The organism is Lysinibacillus sp. FSL K6-1151 (genome assembly GCF_038630755.1).
GTDB classification, from domain to species: Bacteria; Bacillota; Bacilli; order Bacillales_A; family Planococcaceae; genus Lysinibacillus; species Lysinibacillus fusiformis_D.
Genome location: NZ_CP152040.1, coordinates 667,432 through 692,192, shown reverse-complemented (window position 1 = coordinate 692,192; position 24,761 = coordinate 667,432). Strand labels below are relative to the sequence as shown.

The 24,761-nt window shown below is 35.9% G+C and carries 26 protein-coding genes and 1 pseudogene; 4 read left to right on the top strand and 23 right to left on the bottom strand.

Translation table 11 applies throughout. The annotated features are described in order from the left end of the window. Window positions 1-9 precede the first annotated feature (9 nt). The 21 genes from MHI04_RS03190 to MHI04_RS03090 form a co-directional block, all read right to left on the bottom strand. Window positions 10-249, bottom strand: a complete 240-nt coding sequence (locus MHI04_RS03190; protein WP_271912400.1) for an acyl carrier protein — start codon at window positions 247-249, stop codon at window positions 10-12. Then, a complete protein-coding gene (pseH, locus tag MHI04_RS03185; protein ID WP_271912399.1) occupies window positions 242-805 on the bottom strand; it encodes a UDP-4-amino-4,6-dideoxy-N-acetyl-beta-L-altrosamine N-acetyltransferase in 564 nt (187 codons plus the stop codon). Before pseH ends, MHI04_RS03190 begins: the two co-directional genes overlap by 8 nt. Before the next feature lie 17 nt (window positions 806-822). Beyond that, a complete protein-coding gene (locus MHI04_RS03180) occupies window positions 823-1,893 on the bottom strand; it encodes an FkbM family methyltransferase (RefSeq protein ID WP_340809943.1) in 1,071 nt (356 codons plus the stop codon). Beyond that, on the bottom strand, window positions 1,893-2,870 hold the full coding sequence (gene pseB, locus MHI04_RS03175; RefSeq protein ID WP_271912397.1) for a UDP-N-acetylglucosamine 4,6-dehydratase (inverting): 978 nt from the start codon (window positions 2,868-2,870) through the stop codon (window positions 1,893-1,895). Before pseB ends, MHI04_RS03180 begins: the two co-directional genes overlap by 1 nt. 258 nt (window positions 2,871-3,128) lie before the next feature. Beyond that, complete coding sequence (locus tag MHI04_RS03170; RefSeq protein WP_089934787.1) at window positions 3,129-3,452, bottom strand: hypothetical protein; 324 nt, start codon at window positions 3,450-3,452, stop codon at window positions 3,129-3,131. Between the two features lies 1 nt (window position 3,453). After that, window positions 3,454-5,139, bottom strand: a complete 1,686-nt coding sequence (locus MHI04_RS03165; protein WP_271912396.1) for a 6-hydroxymethylpterin diphosphokinase MptE-like protein — start codon at window positions 5,137-5,139, stop codon at window positions 3,454-3,456. A gap of 194 nt (window positions 5,140-5,333) precedes the next feature. Continuing rightward, entirely contained in the window at window positions 5,334-6,143 is an 810-nt protein-coding gene (locus tag MHI04_RS03160; protein ID WP_342504113.1) for a flagellin, read from the bottom strand. Window positions 6,144-6,330: 187 nt separating this feature from the next. After that, the gene (csrA, locus tag MHI04_RS03155; protein WP_089934782.1) at window positions 6,331-6,549 is read right to left on the bottom strand and encodes a carbon storage regulator CsrA; all 219 of its coding nucleotides are present in this window, start codon (window positions 6,547-6,549) and stop codon (window positions 6,331-6,333) included. Next, on the bottom strand, window positions 6,549-6,992 hold the full coding sequence (gene fliW / locus MHI04_RS03150) for a flagellar assembly protein FliW (RefSeq protein WP_271912394.1): 444 nt from the start codon (window positions 6,990-6,992) through the stop codon (window positions 6,549-6,551). The genes csrA and fliW overlap by 1 nt, the downstream gene beginning before the upstream one ends. A 14-nt stretch (window positions 6,993-7,006) precedes the next feature. After that, window positions 7,007-7,570 carry a DUF6470 family protein gene (locus MHI04_RS03145; RefSeq protein ID WP_036121075.1) on the bottom strand — a complete coding sequence of 188 codons (564 nt, stop codon included), beginning with the start codon at window positions 7,568-7,570 and terminating at the stop codon, window positions 7,007-7,009. A 60-nt stretch (window positions 7,571-7,630) separates the two neighbouring features. Next, window positions 7,631-8,533 carry a flagellar hook-associated protein FlgL gene (gene flgL / locus MHI04_RS03140; protein ID WP_089934776.1) on the bottom strand — a complete coding sequence of 301 codons (903 nt, stop codon included), beginning with the start codon at window positions 8,531-8,533 and terminating at the stop codon, window positions 7,631-7,633. Window positions 8,534-8,594: 61 nt separating this feature from the next. Continuing rightward, entirely contained in the window at window positions 8,595-10,187 is a 1,593-nt protein-coding gene (gene flgK / locus MHI04_RS03135) for a flagellar hook-associated protein FlgK (RefSeq protein ID WP_342535338.1), read from the bottom strand. 14 nt (window positions 10,188-10,201) lie between these two features. Next, window positions 10,202-10,702, bottom strand: coding sequence for a flagellar protein FlgN (locus MHI04_RS03130; RefSeq protein ID WP_058843853.1), 501 nt, complete (start codon window positions 10,700-10,702; stop codon window positions 10,202-10,204). Window positions 10,703-10,729: 27 nt separating this feature from the next. Further along, entirely contained in the window at window positions 10,730-10,990 is a 261-nt protein-coding gene (flgM, locus tag MHI04_RS03125) for a flagellar biosynthesis anti-sigma factor FlgM (RefSeq protein ID WP_036121087.1), read from the bottom strand. A 122-nt stretch (window positions 10,991-11,112) separates the two neighbouring features. Continuing rightward, a complete protein-coding gene (locus MHI04_RS03120) occupies window positions 11,113-11,526 on the bottom strand; it encodes a TIGR03826 family flagellar region protein (RefSeq protein WP_271912391.1) in 414 nt (137 codons plus the stop codon). A 79-nt stretch (window positions 11,527-11,605) separates the two neighbouring features. Beyond that, complete coding sequence (locus tag MHI04_RS03115) at window positions 11,606-12,196, bottom strand: ComF family protein (RefSeq protein ID WP_271912390.1); 591 nt, start codon at window positions 12,194-12,196, stop codon at window positions 11,606-11,608. After that, window positions 12,193-13,560 carry a DEAD/DEAH box helicase gene (locus MHI04_RS03110; RefSeq protein WP_342535337.1) on the bottom strand — a complete coding sequence of 456 codons (1,368 nt, stop codon included), beginning with the start codon at window positions 13,558-13,560 and terminating at the stop codon, window positions 12,193-12,195. Before MHI04_RS03110 ends, MHI04_RS03115 begins: the two co-directional genes overlap by 4 nt. A gap of 62 nt (window positions 13,561-13,622) precedes the next feature. Continuing rightward, entirely contained in the window at window positions 13,623-14,465 is an 843-nt protein-coding gene (locus MHI04_RS03105; RefSeq protein ID WP_036121098.1) for a DegV family protein, read from the bottom strand. A 231-nt stretch (window positions 14,466-14,696) separates the two neighbouring features. After that, the gene (locus tag MHI04_RS03100; protein ID WP_036121101.1) at window positions 14,697-15,248 is read right to left on the bottom strand and encodes a DUF3225 domain-containing protein; all 552 of its coding nucleotides are present in this window, start codon (window positions 15,246-15,248) and stop codon (window positions 14,697-14,699) included. Between the two features lie 294 nt (window positions 15,249-15,542). Continuing rightward, the gene (locus MHI04_RS03095; protein WP_036121104.1) at window positions 15,543-16,217 is read right to left on the bottom strand and encodes a response regulator transcription factor; all 675 of its coding nucleotides are present in this window, start codon (window positions 16,215-16,217) and stop codon (window positions 15,543-15,545) included. 34 nt (window positions 16,218-16,251) lie between these two features. Continuing rightward, entirely contained in the window at window positions 16,252-17,400 is a 1,149-nt protein-coding gene (locus tag MHI04_RS03090; protein ID WP_036121108.1) for a sensor histidine kinase, read from the bottom strand. Between the two features lie 165 nt (window positions 17,401-17,565). Between MHI04_RS03090 and MHI04_RS03085 the strand changes: the two genes are divergently transcribed. Beyond that, the gene (locus MHI04_RS03085; RefSeq protein WP_036121111.1) at window positions 17,566-18,201 is read left to right on the top strand and encodes a YigZ family protein; all 636 of its coding nucleotides are present in this window, start codon (window positions 17,566-17,568) and stop codon (window positions 18,199-18,201) included. A gap of 148 nt (window positions 18,202-18,349) precedes the next feature. Further along, entirely contained in the window at window positions 18,350-19,405 is a 1,056-nt protein-coding gene (locus MHI04_RS03080; RefSeq protein WP_036121114.1) for an LCP family protein, read from the top strand. A 180-nt stretch (window positions 19,406-19,585) separates the two neighbouring features. On the opposite strand, the pseudogene MHI04_RS03075 reads toward MHI04_RS03080, so the two are convergent. After that, window positions 19,586-19,898 (bottom strand): annotated as a pseudogene (locus MHI04_RS03075) (transposase); the annotation flags it as partial. A gap of 295 nt (window positions 19,899-20,193) precedes the next feature. After that, entirely contained in the window at window positions 20,194-21,261 is a 1,068-nt protein-coding gene (locus MHI04_RS03070) for an MraY family glycosyltransferase (RefSeq protein ID WP_036121117.1), read from the bottom strand. A gap of 225 nt (window positions 21,262-21,486) precedes the next feature. Here MHI04_RS03070 and secA2 point away from each other — a divergent pair, with 225 nt between their 5' ends. Continuing rightward, window positions 21,487-23,850 carry an accessory Sec system translocase SecA2 gene (secA2, locus tag MHI04_RS03065; RefSeq protein ID WP_036121120.1) on the top strand — a complete coding sequence of 788 codons (2,364 nt, stop codon included), beginning with the start codon at window positions 21,487-21,489 and terminating at the stop codon, window positions 23,848-23,850. After that, entirely contained in the window at window positions 23,850-24,746 is an 897-nt protein-coding gene (locus MHI04_RS03060) for an accessory Sec system S-layer assembly protein (protein WP_036121124.1), read from the top strand. The genes secA2 and MHI04_RS03060 overlap by 1 nt, the downstream gene beginning before the upstream one ends. The last annotated feature ends 15 nt before the right edge of the window (window positions 24,747-24,761 follow it).

Here is a 24,761-nt window from a genome sequence, read left to right as displayed (position 1 = left end):
CCTCCTACTTTATACTTCAACATCATATTTTTTTAAAATTTCTATACCAATCGTATATGAGCTAAACTCAATCACATCATCTGTTTCAAGCATAATATCAAACACATCTTCTAATTCAGCAATCATTGCCATATGCCCTACAGAATCCCACTCTTCTATTGAGTTATATACTAACGTTTCATTTAATTGGTCCTCGTTAATATTAAAACACTCTTTAAAAACATTGTTATACTTGTTTAAATTATTCATTGCTATTTTTTCCTCTCAATTCGAATGGAGCCCTTAATTTATGATATTTTTGATAGTTGTTAATCCACGTATCTTTTAAGATTTCCAGAACTTCTACATCATAATATACGCCATCTTTTTTTATATGCTGAGTTAACGTACCTACTTTTCTAAATCCATAATGATAGTCCATTTTCAACATAGATTCATTTATAGAGAGAACTTCAATTACTAATTTGTTAAACTTCATTTCGAAGAAATAAAAATTTAGAAAATAAGGCAGGATACGGCTTGAAACAATAGAATATTCTAATTCACCAATATAAAAGCCTGAACTGGCTTTCTCATGTATGTAATCAATATTATTTAATGAAATTAAACCTATAGGGCTATCTTTATAAACGATAACCCAATTTAATTGAGTATAATCTTTGTTTATCTTTTCAAACCATTTTCTTTGCTTGTTTAAATCAGGCTCGATATCCGTATACATAAATTTAGTTACGTGTTCACTAGTGCGCCATTTCATTACTAAATCTAAACTATCTTCATCTAATAATTTAAATTCCATACTCATTATTATTCACCACTAATTCATTTTGGAACATACGCATATAGTTTTCTCCAATTATGCTTAACTACATATTTTGGGTTAGCATCTTTTATTATTTTTTCGAGAATTTGCGCATCTTCTGGGAAATGATACGTACATATTGATAATTTTGGCTCCATTTCTTTTAAAGTTTTTTGAGCCCCTATAAGCATATATCGTTCTGCACCTTCGATATCAGCCTTAATATAATCTACTTTCTTAATCATCTTTTTTTCAACCAAATTATCTATTGTATCAATAGGAACTGATCTTATTTGATCATTTCCACGATTCATATAAAAAGAGTCTAGTACTCCTGTGTCTGATTCAAATAAATCCATGTACCCTTGATGGTCTGATAAACCATACGGTATTATTTGAATATTGTCATATATCTTTTTTTGCTTTTCTAATATCTCGAGTGATTTTTTCCCTGGCTCACAAGCATATACTGTGCACCCCATACTAGCTGCGTAACAAGAGTATAACCCTATATTTGCACCGGCATCGATTATATAATCTCCTTCTTCGAGGTGAACATCTTCAAACTCATAAACACCATCTACTACTAATGAAAAATCGTTTAAAATGCTAGGTGATAATTCATCCCCTACTGTTTCAAAAAAAGCACCTTTTAAATCACTATTAAATAGTATAGGGTTATATATTTGAATACCATTAAAATCAATTATTTCTTTCGAAAGGTCGATGTTGAATTTTTTAAAATATTCTTCAAAAAATGGATCTTCATAGTTCTCTATAGACTGTATATTTACAATATTTTTATAACCCGTTTTCATAAGAGAACTAAATACTTCTTCATTATGGGAAACTACAGTTAAATAAATATCAACATTATCTTTTAGTAAACTTATTTCATTAAGTTCAACTATAGGTACACTTCTCATTTTTCCACTTTTACTATGATAACAATATTTCTGTTCTTTCTTATGCCCTGGACTTACAAAGACATAATCCACTTGGATATTCTCAAACCAATCCAAATAGTTTATTAAAACTTTTGCTGCGTAACCTATACCATAAACAACTGTATACCGAGGTTCAGTATTCATTATATGTCTTTTTCTCCTATCATTCTCACTAGATCTTTAACATTTAACCATTCTTTATTATTATCACTTGTATAAGCAAAGCCGTCTGGTAGAGGAATACCGCCTTCAAACTTATCAGCATACCACCAAGAAAATTCAGGTTGAATGACATAATATGTATCAAACTCTAATGTATGCCGAGCATCATCTTCCATAATCATTGCTTCATGAAGTTTTTCACCAGGGCGAATTCCAATAACTTCCATTTCGCATTCAGGAGCAATCGCTTTTGCTAAATCTGTAACTTTCATACTTGGAATTTTCGGCACAAAGATTTCCCCACCGTACATTCGTTCCAAATTATCTAATACGAATTGTACCCCTTGATCGAGGGTAATCCAGAAACGGGTCATACGCTCATCTGTAATAGGTAATTTACCTGTATCTTTAATCTTTTTAAAGAATGGTACTACGCTACCGCGACTTCCTACTACATTGCCATAGCGTACAACTGCAAATCTTGTTTTCTTTTCTCCTACATAAGCATTGGCAGCAACGAATAATTTATCAGATGCTAATTTTGTCGCACCATATAAATTCACAGGGCTACATGCCTTATCCGTTGAAAGCGCAATTACCTTTTCTACACCACGGTCGATAGCTGCCTCAATAATATTTTGAGCTCCATGAATATTTGTCTTTACCGCCTCAAAAGGATTATATTCACATGCATCAACATGCTTCATAGCAGCTGCATGAATGACAATATCCACACCATCAAAGGCACGATATAATCGGTCTTTATCCCGCACATCACCAATAAAGAATCGGATTCGTTCATCTTGGAACTCTTGCTTCATTTCATATTGCTTTAACTCATCGCGACTAAAAACGATAATTTTTTTTACACCTAATGTAAGTGCTTTCCTGATGAATTTTTTACCAAAAGAGCCTGTACCGCCTGTTACTAATACCACTTTATCTTTTAAAACACTCATTAGTATTTCCCCTTATTATGTATCATATAAATATTATATCGGATAATTTTAACGTATTTCTACTTTTGAAAAATAAATATAATTTTTAATGCAATATCCACTTTTTATTTGTACATATTTCACTTTTTCCTTTTTACTCTACACATTTCCTCCTTAGCAAATGTTCATTTTAATAGATAGACGAAAAAACACTCTTTGAATTAGAATGTACATTCAAAAAGTGTTCTTATTTTAACTATCTCTTAATTGATATTAATTTCAAGCTATAATTTGTTCAAAATATGGCAACATTTCATATTCAAAAATATCAGCTACAAGGACAAAATCTTGTTTTTCTAAACCTTCATTTATAAGGTTTAAATACTCTTCTAATTGTTGTTTGTTTAAATTTGTATTAACCCCTTGATCCGTTAGTATTTCTTCCATTTGTTTTATCCAAGTAATTCCCTCTGAAAAATTCAATATTTCATTTAAAGCTGTCGGAACATTGCCAGATCTTAAACTATCAGCAATATATTGTAACCCTGCTGGAATTTTAGCTATATATTTGTAATATTCATCTACAATCTCTATTTTGTCCATTTTAACAACCCCCGAATTCTTCTAATGCTATTCTTGTATATTTTAAAGATTTTTCTGTTGCCTCTAAAATATTTTCATAAAGATACATATTTTGTTTATGAATTTGTTTAAATTTTTCTACTGTCTCTAAATGTTTATTATCTATAGTCATTCTCATCACATCCATAGTAATCGGGTCAATGATTCTTTCCATAATTACTTGTGGGTAATATTCTTTCAATTTAGAATCGATTTTATCTAGTTTTTTTAATGTACTAGCTGAAAATACCGTATTATTTCTTTCTTCTTTTAACAGTTGAATCGCTTCTACTAGTAATTTTTTTATTTTTAAATAGACTTCTATTTCTTGACTCATAAATTGCTTATAATTGACAACGCTATTATCTATTTCATTTTTAAGTTCCAATTTTGAAATATTATTTGTCTGATACATATAGTTTTCACAAAATGTTGCAAAATCTAATTGTGGGATACCGTTAATTTTTACGCCACCTTCGGTACAATTATAAATTTTATGTTGTTTGTGCAACATTATATATAATTTTTCTATACTCTTCCTCATACTGTTAAATTGGTGATTCGTTTTTACAGGTTCCCCGTAGTATCCTTCTACTTCAAAAGTCATGTCTTTCTTGAAAAATTCATCAGTTAACTCACTATAATGATTATTATTTTCTGCATGGGATTTATTGTTCGTATAAGCTAAATCTTGTCCAATAATTGCGATTGGTCCTGTACTAATTTTACTTGCTATTTCTAATGCAGTTATAGCAACTGTACCACCAGTTGATAGCATTGGTAAATCCTTACCTAGCCCTTCTTTAATACGTTTTTGTATACTATCTTCTCCATAAAAACAAAAACTATAGCGGTTTCCTTTAAAATCTCGTTCTATTTTCCATGCATTCCCTAAACCATAAATCAAATCGAAAGCATTATTTTTAATGTTTTTAAAGTGTAAATAATTACTTTCTCCTCCATCCATTGTTACTACATAGTCAGGTGTAATTTCTGCTGCCAGTAGAGAGTTGATGGTAGATCCTGCACTAATTATCAAACATTTATCTTTCAATTTTTTTAACAGTGGTAACTGTTTTGTTAATGAAGGACCTCCCGAAGCTAAAATTACTGGGCAATCATATTTATTGTAAAGTTCCTTTAAACTCTGATCTTTATGAACATAATATAAATTCATAATGTAATTTTCCTGCCATAAATCGCCAAAAAATCTTATTGTATTTTCATTCACAATATCTTCAATTTGTATATGACGAATAAAGTCTAGAAATTCTTTATATTCCTTGTCAAAAATTTTGTCATAATTAGGTGAGAGCAGTATATTGACTTTACGATCAAAATCAGCTATATAATCTTCTGAACGCATATAAAAGTCCTGTAAATCAGAAAAAACGCCTTCAATTTTATCTTTACCCTCAATATTTAAACTACTAAATAAAGGGTCATACACTAAAATATCAGTGTTTCCATATTTTTTTGCAATAGCATTAGCTATGTACCCTAGTCCATAGCCAAACAGTATATTTAAATATCCTTCTTTATAGTTCTTATCTATGTATTTATCAGCTTCTGCTTCAGGATTGTAATTACTATGTAAAAAATACCCATTTACTTTTGCATTTGGCTTATCATTTTTTGTTTGTAAATAAATTATATCTAAATCTTCCATAAAGTCGTCTCCTTGGTTAACCTTGGTGAGGCTCTCTTTTAAAAAAGGGTTATTAAATCATATTTGTTTTACAGAAAAGTGTCTTACTTCTTTGATTATATCGGTATAAAAAAGGATTTTTAAATTTTTTATTAAAAAAAGCTTGAACGAAATTTCGTTCAAGCTTTTAATATTTTAGGCTAAAAGTTAATCAATTATTGTAATAATTGAAGTACACCTTGTGGTTGTTGGTTAGCTTGAGCTAACATAGATTGAGCAGCTTGCATTAATATGTTGTTCTTAGTGAAGCCCATCATTTCTTTAGCCATGTCTGTATCACGGATACGTGATTCAGCAGCTGTTAAGTTTTCAGATGTAGCACCTAAGTTGTTGATTGTGTGCTCTAAACGGTTTTGAACAGCACCTAAATCAGAACGTTGAGAAGAAACTAATTCTAAAGCTTCGTTGAAGTTTTTAATTGCTTTGTCAGCAGCTGTTTGAGAATCAATTTTACCAGTAATTTTTAAACCAGCTGTACCCATTGTTCCGATTTTTAATGTAATAGATTGGCCATCATTAGCACCGATATGGAATTTTTTACCAGAGAATGTACCATCTAATAATTTTTGAGTATTGAACTCTGTGTTTTTAGCGATACGGTCGATTTCTGATTTTAATGCTGTAACTTCTTTGTCAAGCGCTCCACGGTCTGCAGTTACGTTTGTATCGTTTGCAGATTGTACTGCTAATTCACGCATACGTTGTAGGATTGCGTGAGTTTCGTTAAGAGCACCCTCAGCAGTTTGGATTAAAGAGATTGAGTCTTGAGCGTTTTTAGTAGCCATATCAAGACCACGGATTTGTCCGCGCATTTTTTCAGAGATTGCTAAACCAGCAGCGTCATCGCCCGCACGGTTTACTTTGTAACCTGAAGATAGTTTCTCAAGGTTTTTAGAAGCTTGAGTGTTGTTGAAAGTAAGGTTACGGTGTGTGTTTAAAGCTGAAATGTTGTGTTGAATTCTCATTTGGAATTCCTCCTTGAATTTTTAGTGTGTTATTCCACATCCGTGTGGAATTTCGGATTAGGTAGTATGTATGTACTTCCTGCCCCTTACAAACTATATATCGTAATTAGTTGGAAATGTTTAATAGTTTTTTAGAAAGTTTTTTTATTTTTTATGTAATTATTTCAAAATAAACATATATCTCTTATTATTTTTTCTTCAATTGCTCTAAAAAGTTTGATGTTACAGAAAGGGCTTCTTTATTTTCCGCTTGGATTGCTTCAAAAACTTCTGATCGATGTACTTTCACCGTTTTCGGTGCAACAATCCCCAGTTTGATTTGGTCACCCTCAACTGCCAATATTTTTATTTCAACTTGATCACCTATCATAATTGACTCATCTTTTTTTCGTGAAAGAACTAGCATTATTTCGCACTTCCTTCCAATGGTAGCATTGGATAACGTAATGGAAAGGCTTTATTGTCTTGAAGAACGATTTGCTTACCGCGTTTTTTTTCTATATTTAAAATAACAGGTGCCAGCAAGTTAATCGTAGAGTCTTGAAATGCTTCTTTTAATGTTACAATAGCATATGGAAGAACATCTTCTTGCTTTTCAATTTGTAATTGCTCACGATCTTCTTCGCTAATATCAAAGCTATAATCTTGTTTGAATGCAAAAGGGTAGGCTACGACAAAACCAATTTCTTTATTCTGAACAGATTGTAATAATGCAAGTGGAAGGTCTGCATCAATCGGTAACAAAACAAATTTTTTCTCCTCTTCTAATCCTAGTAAACCATGCTCAAATGTAAGGATATCTTGTTCACCAATTTCTACTTCTCCTAAAAATTTAGTAGCAATTTTCATTTATAAACTCTCCTTTAAATGATGACATCGATGTCAACATCTGGTCTTTGTATCATTGTACCAGTTACTTTTCCTGGTGTGTATTCGTGTATAGGTTTGTTCACTTTAGCGTCAATTACTGGTTCTCTTCGTTGAATATTGACATCCGTTGTACCTGGTGTGTAATTAATTTTGACTGATCCTACGGATGGTACAAATTTGACATTAAATTGTACACGGTGTGGACCGTGGTTTTGTTTAGCTATATTTTGAACTATTGCCCGTCCTTGATCTTTTCCAGCGTTCTCCATCATTTGACGTCCCTCTTGTGCTCTGCGTGCCATTCCTTTTATTGCCTCTTGTTTTCCTTTTTCTGCGTAATTTGCACTTGATTCTAAAGGACCAATCATTCCTATGTCTCTTCTTGCCTGTGAGGAGTCAATTTTCAAAACACTTCTCGTTGTATTTATATCTAAAATAGCGGCTGGTTGTTCAATACGCTGTGTCGCCTTTGGCTGTTCAATATGCTGCTGAGGTTTACCAATATGAAGATCAATTTTGGCATCGATTGTACGAATTTGTATTTGTGGTAGCCTCACAATACTAGCTCTCCTTTCAAGAAAAGCGTTTGAACAAAGTGTCCAAACGCCTAAATTATATTAACGGATAAAATCCACTAATGTTTGTTGAATGATTTTAGAACCTACTGAAAGTGCAGCCTGATGAATAGATTCATGTGTAACCATTTCAGTAATGGCCTTTGCATAGTCGACAGACTCATTATCCCTGAGTTGTTTTGTGACGTTAACCTCACGTATACCTAGTCGATTTTCCATCATTTCTACACGGTTTTGCCGTGCACCGATATCTGCCTGTGCTTCTAAAACTTTATTATGCATGGCTGTAATATCATCATTTGTAGTAGCTGAGGATACCCCGCCAAGCATGCTAGCAATTTCTTCACCTGTTTTTGTTGGGTCGCCTAATAAATCCGAAATTTTCCCCATCATATCATCTATATTATTAAATAAATCTTTCCCTGGGGTATTTACAGAAAGCTGGATACCATCATAAATTTCTATTTTTACACCTTCTTGATTAGTATTCGGATTTATGACTCCACCAATAAATAAAGGCTCGTTAGTTCTAGTTCCACTAAATATGTAACTGCCACCAATATTCGTATTTCCTACATCCTGTAATTGTTGGCGAATTTGGTCAATTTCTTTTTTTATTTTGTCACGATCCTCTGATGTATTTGAATCAGTGGCAGCTTGAATAACAAGTTCACGAACTCGCTTCATTTGCTCACCAACCTGGTTAAGAGATTCATCTGTCGAATCCAACCAGCTACTTGCCGTAATCGTGTTACGAGTGTATTGCTCTACCTTAGCTAAATCTCGACGATAGCCCATACCCTTTACTGCAATAACTGGATCATCGGATGGACGAGTAATTTTTGAACCTGAATTTATTTGGTCCTGTAGCTTAGACATTTTACCATAGCTGTTATTTAAATTTCGTAGCATGTTATTTGATAGCATTGATTGTGTTACACGCATTTTGTAAAAAGCCTCCTTCTTGTAGGTTGATAAATTGGTCATTATTTACTTGATTCTATTGTTATAAACCAACTCGGCCCATACCGTTAATAATTTTATCCAATGTTTCATCGACAACCGTAATCATACGTGCATTTGCATTATACGCTTGTTGGAAAGTAATCATATTTGTCATTTCTTCATCTAAAGAAACCGCACTTACAGCATCGCGACTATTAGATACCATCAGAAGTTGGGATTCAGAAGTCGCAGCTATACGTAATGCCTCTTCACCATCTACACCAACTTTTCCAACAATCGCTTGATAGAATGATTGTAAGCTTGCATTATCTATATCTGCATATAATTTATGTTGCATATTGGCAAGTTCGTAAGCATTCTTACCATTTCCTTCTTCTGTTGGGTCAGAAGATGCTGCTAAAAGGTTAGGATTTTTTAAGATATCTTCATTAACCTTGATTCCACCAGCACCAGTTCCTTCAAAGAAGACGCCGCCTGGTTTCGAAGGATTTATGATGTTTCCATTCGCATCTTTTTCTTCAAGGGTATAACCTTTTGCATGTTGCGCATTGAATTCTTTAATAAATGCATTGGCTAATTGATCTAATTTTTGTAAAGTTTCTGTGTAGTATCCTTTAATATCGCCACCCGCACTATGATAACCATACGAATTAATTAGTGAAAGTAATTTTCCTTTTGATGCTTCAAAGTCTTGCTGTTTAATTGCCGTTTGTGCACTAGTGACAGCACCCGCTTCATGCGCATCTAAAGATTCCAATCCTGTTAATTGTAGTTCAGAGAAAGAATTTGTAATTTCATCGCCAGTCACCTTCGTGCCGTTTGTACCCATCGCTGTAAATTGAGCGAAATCTTTACCGTTTACTAAATCTCTGATAACACCGTCATTACCTTTAAAAGTAATTTTTAAGCTTCCTTCTGCAACCTCTGATGCTAAACCACCAGAAGGAATACGTTCAATCGATACTGGAATATACTCATTTAGTTTATCAACTAGAGTATCACGCACATCATATAAATCATTTGGTACATGCCCACTAGGTTCAACCTCTTGAATTTGCTTATTAACGGCAGCAATTTGTTTAAGGATAGTATTAATTTGAGTTGTCGAAACATTAAGTTCATTTCCAAGATTACCCTGAATCATTTTTAACTGTTTATCAAGGTAATTTAAAGAATCAGCTAAGTGCTCCGCACGGCTAATGGCTACTTTACGTGAAGCACCATCTGCAGGCTTCGTCCCCACATCTTCAAGTCCCTTCCAAAACTGTTCGAAAGCTTTATCTAAACCGAATTCCGAAGGTTCATTCATAACATCTTCCATTTGAGAAATGGCATTTGTTCTAGATTCCCAATAACCTAACTTATTTGTCTCTTGACGATATTGACGGTCAATAAATTCACTGCGAATACGTTGGATCGAACTTGCTTCAACCCCAGTACCAAGATGTCCTGGATAAGTTGGTTGGTTTAAGCCGGCTGTTGGAAAACCTGGTGTCGCCTGCATGTTTACTCGTTGGCGTGAGTAACCTAATGTGTTGGCATTGGAAATATTATGTCCTGTTGTGTATAAAGCTGTTTGTTGTACGAAGAGGCCGCGTTTACTTGCTTCTAGGCCCATAAATGTTGAGCGCATTTTTCTTCCTCCTTTTAGGCTTGTGAATCGAAATATGATTTTTTAGCTATGTTATTTGTGCCATGAACCTCGTTGCTAGAGTAGTTCATTTGCTCTGTGCGAGGTCTTACAGCATCTAATGTTAGGTTGACGATTTGTAGTGATTGGAAAACAAGTTTTTGATTTAAGTCATTTTGTTTTCGTAGGTCAGTGATAATTTGCAGTAAACGATCGCGAACTACTGATAAGGTTGCTTTGTCAGCTTGTTGGTCAGCAGCCTCGATGACATCTGCGACAGTCGTTTTGTCAGATGAAGCAAGTCCCTTTGCTTCGAGGTAGTCCGTTACCTGTTTCTGACGCTGTTGCTCGAGCTTATCGATGGCCGCTATGTGTGCCTGCTCATCCTTGAGCAATTGGTCTAGAGCTTCGATATCACCAGCTTTAATGATTTCTGTTTTTTTCAAGGCTAGTTCAAGTAAACTTTTATGCATTCTTTCTAGCATCGTTAATGTAGAATTAATCGCTTCTACAGACATATCGCTATACACCCTTTCTGCTGTTCCCTAGAAACGATAATATTTCAGCATATCCTCTGCTACTTTGCGAGCATCTACTTTGTATTCACCAGAATCAATGTCTTTTTTCAGCTGTTGTACGCGGTCAGCTCGCTCTGTACTGTATGTTGATACGCTTTTCATATCTTGAGCAGCTTTCGAAATCTCAATTTTATCAGCAAAAGATGCTTTGTTTGTATCTGATTTAACGTTACGTACTTGGTTTTTATAGGCGTTTACTGCATTAATTCCATAAGATGTAATTTTCATTTTGAAACCCCCCCATCTAAAAATCTTATCTTCCTATTATTTCGGATTGTCTCACATAATGTTAAGTTTTCACATATAAAAAAGTGTGCTAATTTTGTTTAAAATTAACACACTTCCCGTTATTAGCGTTTTCGCTCTGCGTGATAGGTTACACGATCGCGTTGCTCTACACTGTCGCGGAATTCCTTAGCTGCTTCAAATGTACGTAAGTCAGCCTTTAATTCATCTTGACATTTTGTACAAAGCTTACCTATGGTTGTCAGGTGACCACAGTTATCACATGGATAACCAAGGTTAGGGAACATGGCTGGCTGCAAGCGGCCTTTACGAACCCATTTATACAATAGCTCCTCTTCTGCTCCAGTTGCTTCTACGATACGCTCAACTGTTGCTGCACGGTTCTCACGTTTACGAAGGAAGCGATAAACGATTTGATAAAGCTCTTCCTCTGATTGTGCACACTTATGACATACTTCTCGGACCCCTGTATAATTAAAAAATTCATTACATTTTGGACAATTACGAACCTCAGCCATCTGCTTTTCCTCCTCTTTCAAGAAATCTTATCTACGAATGCTATACCCATCATCTATTATACATAATACGTTGGAAAATTCATCCTTCAATTAATGTGAAGTATTGGACATTTTTAGCACCCGCCTGCATTAGCACATCTGCGGCATGCTGAATGGTTGTTCCTGTAGTTTTAATATCGTCAAAAAGAAGGTAATCTTTATGCTCTACTTGTGAGCCTACCTTTACACGAAAAAGAGGTGCTACATGTATGCGCTGCTCTCTATTTTTGGAGCTTTGTGTCTCTGTTGTTGTCTTTTCTAATAGCTGAATGTACGGAATAAAAGCTGCCTTTAATAGTTCCTCTGTGTGTGAGAAGGTACGCTCCTGTTGCTTGAGGGGATGCATGGGAATTGGTAGAATCATCGCTTTCTCTTTTCTAAATCGAGCATAAAGCTCCTGTCGAAATACTTTTGCAAGAGCTACATCCTGAAGAAATTTAAACTGATGTAAGTAATCTTTCATCGCGTCATTATACTGATAGAGTGCTGTAGCTGACTGTGAATGTTCAAAGCGAGCAGCACACCTATCACATATAGTCGGTGAAAACTGCTTTGTTAACAGAATTTTCCAGGATATGGTTGATGTCAACGGCTGCGAGCAAATTAAGCAATGCGATTCTATTTTATTCATTGGGGAAATCCTTTTCTATTATATAAAGCAATTTTTGCACATGCCTCATCCATCTCTATTGTGATGCCGTGATGAAAGAACAAGACCTCACCAGCAGGAAATTGTCTATCCCGCCCAACACGACCCGCAATTTGAATAAGAGCGCTGGCAGTAAAAATCAATGACTCTGCTCCGATTACTGCCACCTGTACATTGCTAATTGTAATGCCTCTTTCTAATATAGTTGTAGTTAATAAGCCTGGAACTTCTTTATTTCTTAGCTTCAGCACCTTTTCCTTTCGCTCCGAATCTGCTGCATGCACAGCTACTATCTTTTCATCTAGCAACTGAAAAAGGGGTTCTGCTCTATTCATTAAGGCGATTGTTGGAAAGAAGATTAAAAATGGCTGCTTTTGGCTAAGACGTTCCTCTGTCCATTTTTTTAACCTTTTGGGGATTGTACCTCGCTGGAAGCTTTTATCATAGCCCCATAAAGCACGCACTTGAGGAACTGGCAATGGATGATTGTGATAGCGTTTTGGAATAAAGGAGTAGCTTTCTTGCTGAAAGGCATGTAGTAATGATGGTGATGGGGTTGCTGTAACAAATACAATAGGAGCATGTTCTTTTTTAGCCTTTCCTACTGCTCTTTGTAGGGTTTCATCAAATGTATAAGGAAAAGCATCTGCTTCATCGACAATGATAACATCAAAAGCCTTGTCAAATCGGTAAAGCTGATGGGTCGTTGCTATAACCAGCTGGGCATAGCCATGTTGTTGTAAGACACCACCGTATAATGCATGAATAATAGTTTCAGGGAATACTTGCTGGAAGCGTGGCGTCAATTCCAACACTACATCTGTGCGTGGTGTTGCAATACAAACACGTAGCCCTCGCTTTAGCGCATCATAAACCGTTGGAAAAAGCAGCTCGGTTTTTCCAGCACCACACACTGCATGAATTAAATGCGAACGCTTTGCTTCCACACTTGCTAAAGTTTCATTTGCAGCCTGTTGTTGGAGTTCCGTGAATTGCCCTGCCCATTTGAATAAATGCTTGTACGTCTTAATGGCTTTAGGGCCAATCCAAACCATCAAATTCGTACAGCTGCTCACCCTCCCCATTTTGATACAGTGCCGACAATATAAACATTGTTGCTGGCATTTTGAGCAATCAAATAGAGTGAATAATTGCGGGTTTGTATTGTGGCAGCGATTGCAACGAATAACTGGCTTCATTTGAATTCCTTCTATTAAATTAAAATATTTTCGCTCGATTGCCTTATCAATATGTGCTGATGAATATGGAGAATGATTTTTTAACCAAATGCGACCTTCATGGAAATCACGTAATGCTGGTGGTAACAGCCAACCTTTATATTTCATAATTTCTCTCCCTCCATAGAAAAAAGCCTCTACTTTGCTGTAGAGACCTTCTCATAGAAATTTTATTTTTTTGTCCAGCCTAAGCCCATCGATCCTTCACCTAAATGTGTGCCAATGACAGGGCCGAAATAGCTTAATTTAAAACTTACGTTCGGGTACGCTTCTGCTAATTGCTCTAGCCATTCTTGTGCCTCTGCTTGGCAATTGCCGTGTATGACAACAGCGTCCACAGCTTCATACTTTCTTGCATCCTCTGCTAGCAATTCCTCAGCACGTTTTAATGCTTTTTTACGTGTTCGGATTTTTTCAAAAGGCACAATCACCTTGTCTACAAAATGTAGAACAGGCTTTACTTGTAATAAGCCGCCGATCAAGGCTGCCGCAGAAGACAAACGCCCACCACGTTGTAAATGAGCTAAGTCGTCTACAATGAAGTAAGCACGGATATACTGCTGCATGTCCGCTAATGCCGCCAGTATGTCTTGCGCTGAATGGCCCTCTTTCGCCATTTCAGCAGCTTTTAAAACATAAAAGCCCTGAACCGCACAGGAAATTTCACTGTCAAAGGCATGCACTTTTATGCCTTCTACCATTTCACCTGCCTGTACTGCCCCTTGATATGTTCCACTAATACCACTTGATAAATGGATCGAAATAACCTCGTCATAATCCTTCGCTAGCTCGTCAAAGAGAGCAACAAATTCTCCGATTGGAGGCTGTGTTGTTTTTGGGAATTCTTTTGCTCCACGCACCTTATCGTAAAACTCAGATGCTGTGATGTCTACTTCTTCTGCAAATAGTTCACCTGAGATATTAACACTTAAAGGTATCATGTGAATGTTTAAGCGTGCACGTTCCTCAGCTGAAAGATATGCAGTACTATCTGTTACGATTGCCGTCCTCATCCATGTCCACTCTCCTATGATTCTTAGTTTACAATCTATTTCTTCTTGGTGCAATTGTTGTTGTTTGTTCGTTCGTTGTCGCACAGGATACGGAATGAAAACAAAAAGAAATGAATGTAAAATGAATGACGAACGTGAGATTCACGTTTTCGTTATTCATTTCGCATTCATTATCTATGTATAGTAGGCGTATCTTCACTCAATTCTTATATTGAATGAAGATAGCTCCTGTTAGTTGCCTGTACTAGACTGTGAGTCATCACCAATATAAAAGACACTTGTAACCTTCCAATCATCGTCTTCCTTCACAAAGACTGTTACTTGACGTCCTGCACTTTCGTGTTCAACATTTGTCTCAATCTGAAGAGAGTGCATTTTCATGTTGGCAAACACCTGAGCCTCTTCTGGTTCATATTTAGCAATCGTTACGTTTTCTACATCACGCTTAATATCAAATTGATCGAATACTTCTGTTGCATATGTTTTTTCTTCATCGTATTTAAAACCCTTTGGATTTTTCGAGATTGTCTTCATATAACGCTCGATTTCTTCAGCATTTAATGCAGCAATATACTCATCGAAAGATGCTAAAATTGCCTTTTCATCTGCTGCTGGCACATTTTCAGCTTTTTCCACGTTACCACCCATCATCTCAAAGCCTACTGTACCATCTTCTATTACTTTTTCTCGATCCTCGTCACTCATCTTCTCTTCTTTATTACCACATGCAGTTAAAGTTAATACGAATAAGATTAACACTGCTAGAAAACTTTTCTTTAACATCAAAAAACCTCCCGCGCATATTGTAGCATATAAATGCTGTAGTAGGAATTTTGTTGTGCTTTTTCAACATTTAGGTGCTACATCTTTCTTATGACGCATTTGCTTGTAAAATGTTGCACGTTCTGTTAGTTTTCATGTTTATACGTATAAACAGTCCCGTTTAGCAATGTTACAAAATTGTGAATAGCCTCTTCATGATTTCGTAAACCTTTATAAATAATTACCAAAAAACAATAAAAAACTGTTTTAAAAACTACTTCAATAGAAAGTAGCCTTTAAAAACAGTTTTAGCACTTATCGTACTTCCACCCAACCATTTTTAATGGCTGTTACAACAGCTTGTGTACGGTCATTAACATTCATTTTTTGTAGAATACTTGAAACGTGGTTTTTAACCGTTTTTTCAGAGATAAACAATGTCTCACCAATTGTACGGTTTGATTGACCATCTGTTAATAGCTGTAATACTTCACATTCACGTTTAGTTAATAAATGGAATGGACGACGAATTTCTGTTTGGTGGAAGTTCCCTTTATTTTCGTGTTCAGACAGGCGTTTGAACTCAGCTACTAGGTTTTTTGTTACTTTTGGATGTAAATAAGATCCACCATTAGCAACGACTTTGATCGCTTCAACGATTTCATCAGCATCCATCTCTTTTAACATATAGCCAAGAGCACCTGATTTTAATGCATGTGTCACATATGTTTCATCATCATGGATCGACAGCATAATCACTTTCGCATCAGGAAAATCATTGATTAACTCTGACGTTGCTTCTACTCCATTTTTACCTGGCATGTTAATATCCATTAATACAACATCTGGTTCGTTTTCAGCATATAACGTAACCACGTCAGTACCATCATCACCTTCAGCTACTACATCAAACGTATCTTCAAAATCTAAAATGCGTTTTACTCCTTCGCGGAATAGCTGGTGATCGTCTACAATTATAATCTTTGTCATTTGTCTTTACCCCCTAAATTTCTGCAACATTGCATCACTCTACTTCTAACGGTATTTTAAATAAAACCGTTGTCCCTCGATTAATTTCACTAGTAATCGTGATTGTACCATTTAAAATTTCGATACGTTCTTTCATTCCTAAAATCCCAAAGGAATGGTCTTTCACTACTTGTGGATCAAAGCCAATGCCATCATCTTTCACAACGATATTGACAGCCTCTTTTAACCACTCAAGCTTTACCCAAATGTCTTTACATTTTCCATGCTTCATGGCATTTGTTACGCATTCCTGCACTAATCGGAAAATGGATACCTCATAATTTGAAGGTATACGTTTTTCTGTACTTCTCGATTGGAAATGAACTTCAACACCTGGATTATATTCAGTTACTGTCGATAAATACTTCTTTAATGTCGGAACAATTCCCAAATCATCAAGTGCCATTGGTCGTAGATCATAAATAATACGTCGCACCTCAGATAAAGCATTTCGCACCGTTTTCTTTAAATCAGCAATTTCAGCCAATGCATTTTCAATACCCTTTTCACGATACGTTCTATCTATTAAATCAGTGCGCATTAGTACATTTGCAAGCATTTGAGCAGGTCCATCATGAATCTCTCTTGATAAACGCTTACGCTCTTCTTCTTGAGCTGCAATAATACGTATCCCAAAATCTTGCTTCATTTTTGCTTGTTCAAGCGCTAAACCAACATTTTTTAAATCTGAAGTTAAGTAATTCAAAATGACATTTACCTGATTGACAATATGATCAGCACGTTCAATCGTATCGAGTAATCCTCTTAATCTTCTCTCTAGATCATCTCTTTTATCGCGTAGCTGTTTTTCTTGCGTTCTAATAACGGAGAGCTTTACCTGGAAATCATGTGCAGTTTCATATGCTTCTCTAACTTGTTCTTCGGTATAATTATCAAAAGCTTTACTTACTAATACAAGTCTTTGCTTAGCAAGCTGCGTACTTTTTTCCAGAGCATCGCCTTCATCAATTACAATTGATATTTGTTTTCGAACAATTTCCAGCTCTTTTTGCATATCTTCAAAGCTTCTTCGGCTTTGTTCACTTATAATAAAGATGTCATCCTTTGAGCTCATGATTGTATCTAACATTCGATTGAAAATGTCATCAAGCGACTTTAAATCGAAGGTATCATTTGAAAACATAGTATACTCCCCAGTCTAATGTCTTATGATTACTCACTATTTTAATAGACCAATTTCATATATTCCATAGTCTACACCCATTATAGCATTACCATGCTAAAATTTAATGCTTTTTCTACACGAAAATTATAGAATAGAACTCTAATTAAAAGGAGATTGATACGGATGAGAGAAAACTATTTAACAGTAAAAGGATATGGTGAAAGCGAAATTGTTATTTCCAAATCCCGCTTTCTCACTTATATAGAACGTGCAGAAACGGAAGAGGATGCAATTTCCTTTATAGATCGTATAAAAAAAATGCATCATAATGCAACACATAACTGCTCAGCCTATATTATTGGTGAGCATGATCATATTCAAAAAGCGAATGATGACGGGGAACCTAGTGGTACGGCTGGCGTCCCTATGTTAGAGGTCTTAAAAAAACAAGGCTTAAAAGATACGGTCGTCGTAGTTACTCGCTATTTTGGAGGTATTAAGCTCGGTGGCGGTGGTCTCATTCGTGCTTACGGGAAAGCGACAACAGAGGGTCTCATTGCTGCACAAGTAGTTGAACGTAAACTTCATCATTTCATGAAGGTAGCCATTGATTACACATGGCTAGGGAAAGTCGAAAATGAAATAAGAGGTTCATCTTACTCTTTAGAGGAAATACGGTATTTAGAGGGTGTCGAAATCATTACTTCTGTGTTAAAAGAGGAAGAAGAGCAGTTCCGAAATTGGATTACAGAAATCACAAATGGACAAGCATCCATTACATTCGAAGATGCTCAATTTATAGAATTTATTGTCAAATAAATAGTTTTAATTGTCGAAACTAAATATGCATAGTATAATTTTTTTGTTAGGCTATTTTTATTGACCATTCGTTTGCTTTATTGTAATTGAATAAAATTTAGCTTTATCGCATTATTATTCCCAATAATTAGAGGAGAATATATCTAATATGAAAAAAAGATCTGTTAAACCGTACAAAAAAAGATCTTCTAAAGCTTCCTTAATTATAAAAGTTACACTACTATTAGTTGCCAGCTTGGTGATTTGTGTAACGGCTTATGGTGTTTACCTTACAAAACAGGTAGAGCATGCTGCAAACTCAGCATACGAGGAATTAGAAGGTCGACAGGTTTCTACTCAGCGAGAAGAAAAAGTAGAGCCAGTACATGATAATGTATCTATTTTATTTGTCGGGGTTGATGATAGTGATAATCGTGGACAGGGTTCTGAAAACTCACGTTCCGATGCACTTATTTTAGCTACGTTAAATAACAAAACACATACAATTAAAATGTTAAGTATTCCTCGTGATTCTTACGTTTATATTCCTAAGGTCGGTTATAAAGATAAAATTACTCATGCTCATGCAATGGGTGGAACACTTACTACTATCGAAACAGTAGAACAACTATTTGACATTCCAATCGACTATTATGTGCGTATGAACTTCAATGCCTTCATTGACGTTGTCGATGCACTCGGTGGTATTGAAGCAGAGGTACCTTATGCTTTACACGAATTAGATGAATTTGATAAATTCACAATCAATTTACAGCCAGGCTTACAGCATTTAAACGGTAGTGAGGCTCTTGCCCTTGCAAGAACACGTAAGCAAGATAGTGATATTGAGCGTGGTAAACGTCAACAAGAAATTCTTTCAGCTATTATCAAAAAAGTTGCTTCTGTTGGTTCCATCACAAAGTATGATGATGTCATTAAAGCCCTTGGTGATAACATGAAAACAGATATGACATTCACTGAAATGAAATCCTTCATATCTTATTTATCAAAAGGTGCTCCACGTATCGACTCTTTAACATTGGATGGTACAGATGACATGTCTACTGGTATATATTATTATCAGTTAAATCAGGATTCTGTAGATGAAGTGAAGGAAATCTTCAATAACCATCTTGGACGGAATGAAAGTTCATCAAGCCTAACAAGTGGCAATACTTCAGGAACAGACAGTGCTGCAAGCGATGATAATTCAGCCGTTGAATAACCAGTAATGACTTTCCAAAGCCCTTAGACAAGCCATCTTGTCTAGGGGCTTTTTATATTACTTCCCCAATGATTAAACTGCTCTTTTCATTTACCCTGTCATGAACTAGTTAAACAAGCCTATTTTAGCTTTCCTCCCTTTCCATTATACATTCTAATGGTAATGTCCGTCAGTAATAGTTCACTCAAAGTTGCTATTTATGCTTATCAATAAGAATGACATTGAGAAGCGCTCTCTTAAGCTGCACGTCCAAGTAGCCAGTTTCTTTGATAGCAAAAGTAAGCCTCACCTGCATGAACAATGTTTTTAGATCTCTTAAGGTTTTTCCATCACAATCCATGCTTTTGCTTCGCGTCCGCAAAGACACATTCAATCGTCTCTTTGCGCTTTGCATAAATTGGTTTGCTGTCATAGGAATGTCGTAAATGTTCAGCTTCCTCTAAATATAATTCCCAAATATGGTGTTGAATGAGTTATTTTCTGTACATTGTGATGCATGGTTATATTGGCAATACGCCATATTCGTTGCGATTTCTTTCATTTTCGTACTAAATGCTTCTTAGGTACTTATTAATCGATCGTTAACATCTCTAATCGTTCACGATGAAGTATTTTATGTAGAAGCTGATTGGTGCGAAGTAGTGGCAATAACAAAGCGAGGGAAGCAGCTCGCCCCCGCCTTTAGCATCAATCGACGGTTTTAATAAAAAAAGACTGTAGATAAACTCAATTTTTTTGAGTTTATCTACAGTCTGAGCAATCATACAAAATGTATGATTGCTTTCGTTTTATTTACTGAAAATCCGTACAAAGTTTAATAATGGTCTATAGTTTTTACCTGCTAGCCCAATGACCTCAACAAAGATTTCAATGGCTGTTAAAATAACAGCTACAAGTAAAATAGCTCCCCATAATTTTGCCATAGAGAAGATGATCGCTGCTAATCCAAACATCATCGCGATGCCATAAATAATTAATACAGTTTGACGATGTGTAAAGCCCATATCCAGTAAACGGTGGTGTAAGTGAGATTTATCTGGATCAGACCATTTCTTCTTCATGCGTACACGACGAACAATCGCAAAGAATGTATCAGAAATCGGTACACCAAGAATAATAATTGGAATGATTAAAGCTACGAATGCAACATTTTTAAAACCAAGTAATGCCAACACGGAAATCATAAATCCGAGGAACAATGCCCCTGTATCACCCATAAAAATTTTCGCTGGGTGGAAATTATAAAATAAGAAACCAAGTGAAGCTACGGCTAAAATGGCTGCTAGCGCTAAAACAAACATATTGCTCATAATAAACGCCATGATTGCTAATGTAATGAGTGCAATTGTAGAAACACCTGCTGCTAGGCCATCTAAGCCATCAATTAAATTAATAGCATTTGTAACCCCAACAATCCAAATAATTGTTAATGGGATACTTAGTAAACCAAAGTCTAATGTACCTAAGAATGGTAAATTAACCATTTCAATTTGAATTCCACCTACAAAAACAACAATTAGTGCGGCACCTAGCTGACCAATCATCTTTGCCTTGGCAGAAATCTCACGCATATCGTCAATAACACCAGTGGCAACGATAATACAAGCACCTATAATGATTGCTAACAAAGATTCGGGACTACCATGTTTAGTATGGATTAAAAATGAATATAAAATCGTCACACCAATTATAAACGCAAGGAAAATGGCTAAGCCGCCAAGTCTTGGCATAATTCGAGCATGTACTTTTCGGTAGTTTGGTGCATCAACAGCACCTATTCTAAACGCTAAACGTTTCACTAATGGAGTTAACAAAATGGATGCAACGAACGCTGCTATTAAAGACACGTAAAGCATGTCTCTCCTCCTCAAATAAATAATCTACATTGAAATCCAAATTGATTATAGCATGAACAAGCATTGAAATATACTTTTTCTAAACATTTTCCACGATTTCACAAATATTTTGTACATTTTAGCATTCATAGATTCCTATACAGTCAATTGTAGTCACCATTCGCAAAATTTGATAAAATAATGAAGTGTCTAGCATGTAGACAACTTTAAAGGAGCGTATATTTCATGTTCTCAATTTTCAAAAGTAACAAAGAGCAAACTAGTGCTCGTCAATTAAAGCGCTACTATAAAATAGTAGATCAAATTAATAATCTTGAAGAAACGTATGTTAACAAGTCAGATGCTGAATTAAGAGAAATGACTTTTATTTTCAAAAATCAATTAGAACAAGGTGAGCCTATTACATCAATCATCCCGGACGCCTTTGCAGTTGTTCGCGAAGCCTCAAAGCGTGTATTAGGTATGCGTCATTTTGATGTACAGCTTATCGGTGGTCTTGTATTGACTGAAGGCAATATCGCTGAAATGCCTACAGGTGAAGGTAAAACACTCGTTGCTTCCCTTCCCTCTTATGTACGAGCATTAGAAGGTAAAGGCGTTCACGTTATCACAGTAAATGATTACCTTGCAAAACGAGACTATGAGTTAGTTGGTCAAATCCATCGGTTCCTTGGCTTAACTGTTGGTTTAAATGTACCGATGATGGAGCAAGATGAAAAAAAATTAGCTTACAACGCAGATATTACATACGGTGTTGGAACTGAATTCGGTTTCGATTACTTACGTGATAATATGGCCCATAGCTTGGCAGATAAGGTTCAACGACCATATCACTTTGCCATTATTGATGAAGTAGATAGTGTCCTGATTGATGAGGCCAAAACACCTCTCATTATCGCAGGTAAAATGGCATCGAATAACGAATTACATCAAATTGCTGCCATGCTAGCCAAACGTTTCAAAGTCGAGGAAGATTATGATTTTGATGAAGAAACAAAAGCTACTTCCTTAACAGACAAAGGTATTGAAAAGGTTGAGGCTGCCTTCAATATTGATAATCTGTATGATTTAGAACATCAAACACTTTTCCATTATGTGATTCAAGCAGTTCGTGCACACGTCATGTTTAAACGTGATGTAGATTACATCGTTAAAAACGACAAAATTGAGCTTGTTGATATGTTTACTGGCCGTATTTTAGAAGGTCGCTCACTCTCTGATGGCTTACATCAAGCAATTGAAGCCAAAGAGGGCGTTACCATCACGGATGAAAATAAATCAATGGCGCAAATTACAATTCAAAACTATTTCCGTATGTATCCGAGACTTTCCGGGATGACGGGTACAGCGAAAACACAGGAAAAGGAAATTCGAGAAGTGTACGGTATGGAAGTTGTGCAAATTCCAACCAACCGTCCACGTCAACGTGTCGATCAGCCTGATATTATTTTTAGCACCCAAGAGGCAAAATATAAATATGTTGCAGCTGAGACTAAAAAACGTCATGAAAAAGGTCAACCAATTCTCATTGGTACAACATCAATCTTACAGTCCGAAACGGTTGCTGATTATCTAAAAAAAGAAAAATTAACTTTCCAATTACTCAATGCAAAAACCGTAGAGCAAGAAGTAGAGCTTATTTCACAAGCAGGTCAAAAAGGTCGTATTACTGTAGCAACAAATATGGCTGGTCGTGGTACAGATATCGTGCTAGGTGAAGAAGTGCATGATCTTGGTGGTTTATATGTAATGGGTACAGAAAAGCATGAAAGTCGACGTGTAGATAATCAGTTACGTGGTCGTTCGGGTCGTCAAGGAGACATAGGCGAAAGCCGCTTCATTCTCTCTATTGAAGATGATATGTTCCGCCGTTACGCAAAAGAAGAAGTTGAAAAATTCTCTGCAAAAATGGTCACAGATGAAAATGGCATTATTCAAAACAAAGAGGTGCAGGAGCTTATTGATCGCACGCAGCGCATTGTGGAAGGTTCTCAATACGGCATGCGTGAATACAACTTAAAACTAGATGATGTTATTAATGATCAACGCACGGTTCTTTATGGATTACGTGACAAAATTTTAGCTGGTGAGGACTTAATGGGCGAGCTGAAAAAAATGCTACGTGAAACAGTTGATTTTGCTGTTCGTGATGCTGCACCAGAAGATGTTTCTTCTATCGAATGGGATTATGATCGTATGGAGCAAACATTAAACTCACTATTTATTACGCCTGTCACAATCGATCGTGAGGTCGGAAGAATTAAACAGATACTAGCAGATATCGAACCATCTGAACTAGAACTACTTAATAAAATCGAAAAATTCTCTGAAAATGAGCAAATACTTCAAGCTATCCCTCAAGTTATGCTTAGCTACATCGATAGTGGCTGGGTAAGACATTTGGAAGCCATGGCGCATTTAAAAGAAGGAATAGGCTTACGTCATTATCAACAAGAAGATCCGATGCGAATTTACCAACGTGAAGGACTGGAATTGTTCGGTAAAAATTTCCAAGAACTACGTCGTTCAATCATTATAGAAATTACAAGCTTCATGAAAACAATTGAAGCACAGCAGGAGGAACAATAATGGGCTTATTTTCATTCTTTAAAAAATCAGACAAAATCGTTCAAGAAAACACAATTGACTCAAAAGACTTGCTAGGTACTGTTTCTACAAATAAAGGTGAAAACCGTGATGTTGAAACAAAGCTTTCTTTCCATCCAGAATGGGACGTACCTCAGGAGCAAAAATATATCTTTAACTTCCTTGCTAATGAGCTAGAACCATTGAAACCAAATCAATTATCTTTATCTTCTATTAGTATTGAAGAAGGTCGTGGTGGAAAATGGTTAGTACGTGCATTTTTCCGTTCATCTTTACCACAAGCGATTGAGCTAGGTGAAATCGAACTATTCATTATGGATAAAAATGATGAGCTTGTAGCATCTAAAAAATTCGATTTTAAAGCACTTGGCACAATTCCAGCAGAAAGTGCTCGTCCATGGGTATTCGAATTTGACAAGTCTACCATCAAAGTTGATGAGGTTCCTGAAGAAGGCTGGAAAATTGCCTTTAACCTTGTTTCCCTTCGCGGACACCAATTAGAGCTTGATCCATCTTGGGAAAAGCAATTACCAGCAGCTCAAAAAGAGGAGCTTGAAAAAATCGTTAAAACATTACCAGAGCTAGGCGAAACAGAGGTAAACTTCACAGGTTTACAGGCAAAGCTAGCTGAAAATGGTAATTTAAATGTATCGATCTTTATCCGCAATGGCCACAATAAAGCAATTAATCTTGAACAATTGCCATTAGAAATTATTGATGCAACAGGCAAACAAATTGCCAAAGGTTCATTTAAAATGGACCCAATCTTAACTGTGCAACCAAACTCAACTAAGCCTTGGACATTTGTTTTCCCAGCAGAGCTTGTTGATGCAAATGATGCTGATCTCTCCCGTTGGACAGCGCGTGTTACACAATAACATCAAAACCCCCTT

Excerpts from the sequence above, each read along its gene's own strand:
- MHI04_RS03190 (WP_271912400.1), bottom strand. The coding sequence starts at position 249 with ATGAATAATTTAAACAAGTATAACAATGTTTTTAAAGAGTGTTTTAAT.
- pseH (WP_271912399.1), bottom strand. The coding sequence starts at position 805 with ATGAGTATGGAATTTAAATTATTAGATGAAGATAGTTTAGATTTAGTA.
- MHI04_RS03180 (WP_340809943.1), bottom strand. The coding sequence starts at position 1,893 with ATGAATACTGAACCTCGGTATACAGTTGTTTATGGTATAGGTTACGCA.
- pseB (WP_271912397.1), bottom strand. The coding sequence starts at position 2,870 with ATGAGTGTTTTAAAAGATAAAGTGGTATTAGTAACAGGCGGTACAGGC.
- MHI04_RS03170 (WP_089934787.1), bottom strand. The coding sequence starts at position 3,452 with ATGGACAAAATAGAGATTGTAGATGAATATTACAAATATATAGCTAAA.
- MHI04_RS03165 (WP_271912396.1), bottom strand. The coding sequence starts at position 5,139 with ATGGAAGATTTAGATATAATTTATTTACAAACAAAAAATGATAAGCCA.
- MHI04_RS03160 (WP_342504113.1), bottom strand. The coding sequence starts at position 6,143 with ATGAGAATTCAACACAACATTTCAGCTTTAAACACACACCGTAACCTT.
- csrA (WP_089934782.1), bottom strand. The coding sequence starts at position 6,549 with ATGCTAGTTCTTTCACGAAAAAAAGATGAGTCAATTATGATAGGTGAT.
- fliW (WP_271912394.1), bottom strand. The coding sequence starts at position 6,992 with ATGAAAATTGCTACTAAATTTTTAGGAGAAGTAGAAATTGGTGAACAA.
- flgL (WP_089934776.1), bottom strand. The coding sequence starts at position 8,533 with ATGCGTGTAACACAATCAATGCTATCAAATAACATGCTACGAAATTTA.
- flgK (WP_342535338.1), bottom strand. The coding sequence starts at position 10,187 with ATGCGCTCAACATTTATGGGCCTAGAAGCAAGTAAACGCGGCCTCTTC.
- MHI04_RS03130 (WP_058843853.1), bottom strand. The coding sequence starts at position 10,702 with ATGTCTGTAGAAGCGATTAATTCTACATTAACGATGCTAGAAAGAATG.
- flgM (WP_036121087.1), bottom strand. The coding sequence starts at position 10,990 with ATGAAAATTACATCTTATGGAATTAATGCAGTAAACGCCTATAAAAAC.
- MHI04_RS03120 (WP_271912391.1), bottom strand. The coding sequence starts at position 11,526 with ATGGCTGAGGTTCGTAATTGTCCAAAATGTAATGAATTTTTTAATTAT.
- MHI04_RS03115 (WP_271912390.1), bottom strand. The coding sequence starts at position 12,196 with ATGAATAAAATAGAATCGCATTGCTTAATTTGCTCGCAGCCGTTGACA.
- MHI04_RS03110 (WP_342535337.1), bottom strand. The coding sequence starts at position 13,560 with ATGAAATATAAAGGTTGGCTGTTACCACCAGCATTACGTGATTTCCAT.
- MHI04_RS03105 (WP_036121098.1), bottom strand. The coding sequence starts at position 14,465 with ATGAGGACGGCAATCGTAACAGATAGTACTGCATATCTTTCAGCTGAG.
- MHI04_RS03100 (WP_036121101.1), bottom strand. The coding sequence starts at position 15,248 with ATGTTAAAGAAAAGTTTTCTAGCAGTGTTAATCTTATTCGTATTAACT.
- MHI04_RS03095 (WP_036121104.1), bottom strand. The coding sequence starts at position 16,217 with ATGACAAAGATTATAATTGTAGACGATCACCAGCTATTCCGCGAAGGA.
- MHI04_RS03090 (WP_036121108.1), bottom strand. The coding sequence starts at position 17,400 with ATGTTTTCAAATGATACCTTCGATTTAAAGTCGCTTGATGACATTTTC.
- MHI04_RS03085 (WP_036121111.1), top strand. The coding sequence starts at position 17,566 with ATGAGAGAAAACTATTTAACAGTAAAAGGATATGGTGAAAGCGAAATT.
- MHI04_RS03080 (WP_036121114.1), top strand. The coding sequence starts at position 18,350 with ATGAAAAAAAGATCTGTTAAACCGTACAAAAAAAGATCTTCTAAAGCT.
- MHI04_RS03070 (WP_036121117.1), bottom strand. The coding sequence starts at position 21,261 with ATGCTTTACGTGTCTTTAATAGCAGCGTTCGTTGCATCCATTTTGTTA.
- secA2 (WP_036121120.1), top strand. The coding sequence starts at position 21,487 with ATGTTCTCAATTTTCAAAAGTAACAAAGAGCAAACTAGTGCTCGTCAA.
- MHI04_RS03060 (WP_036121124.1), top strand. The coding sequence starts at position 23,850 with ATGGGCTTATTTTCATTCTTTAAAAAATCAGACAAAATCGTTCAAGAA.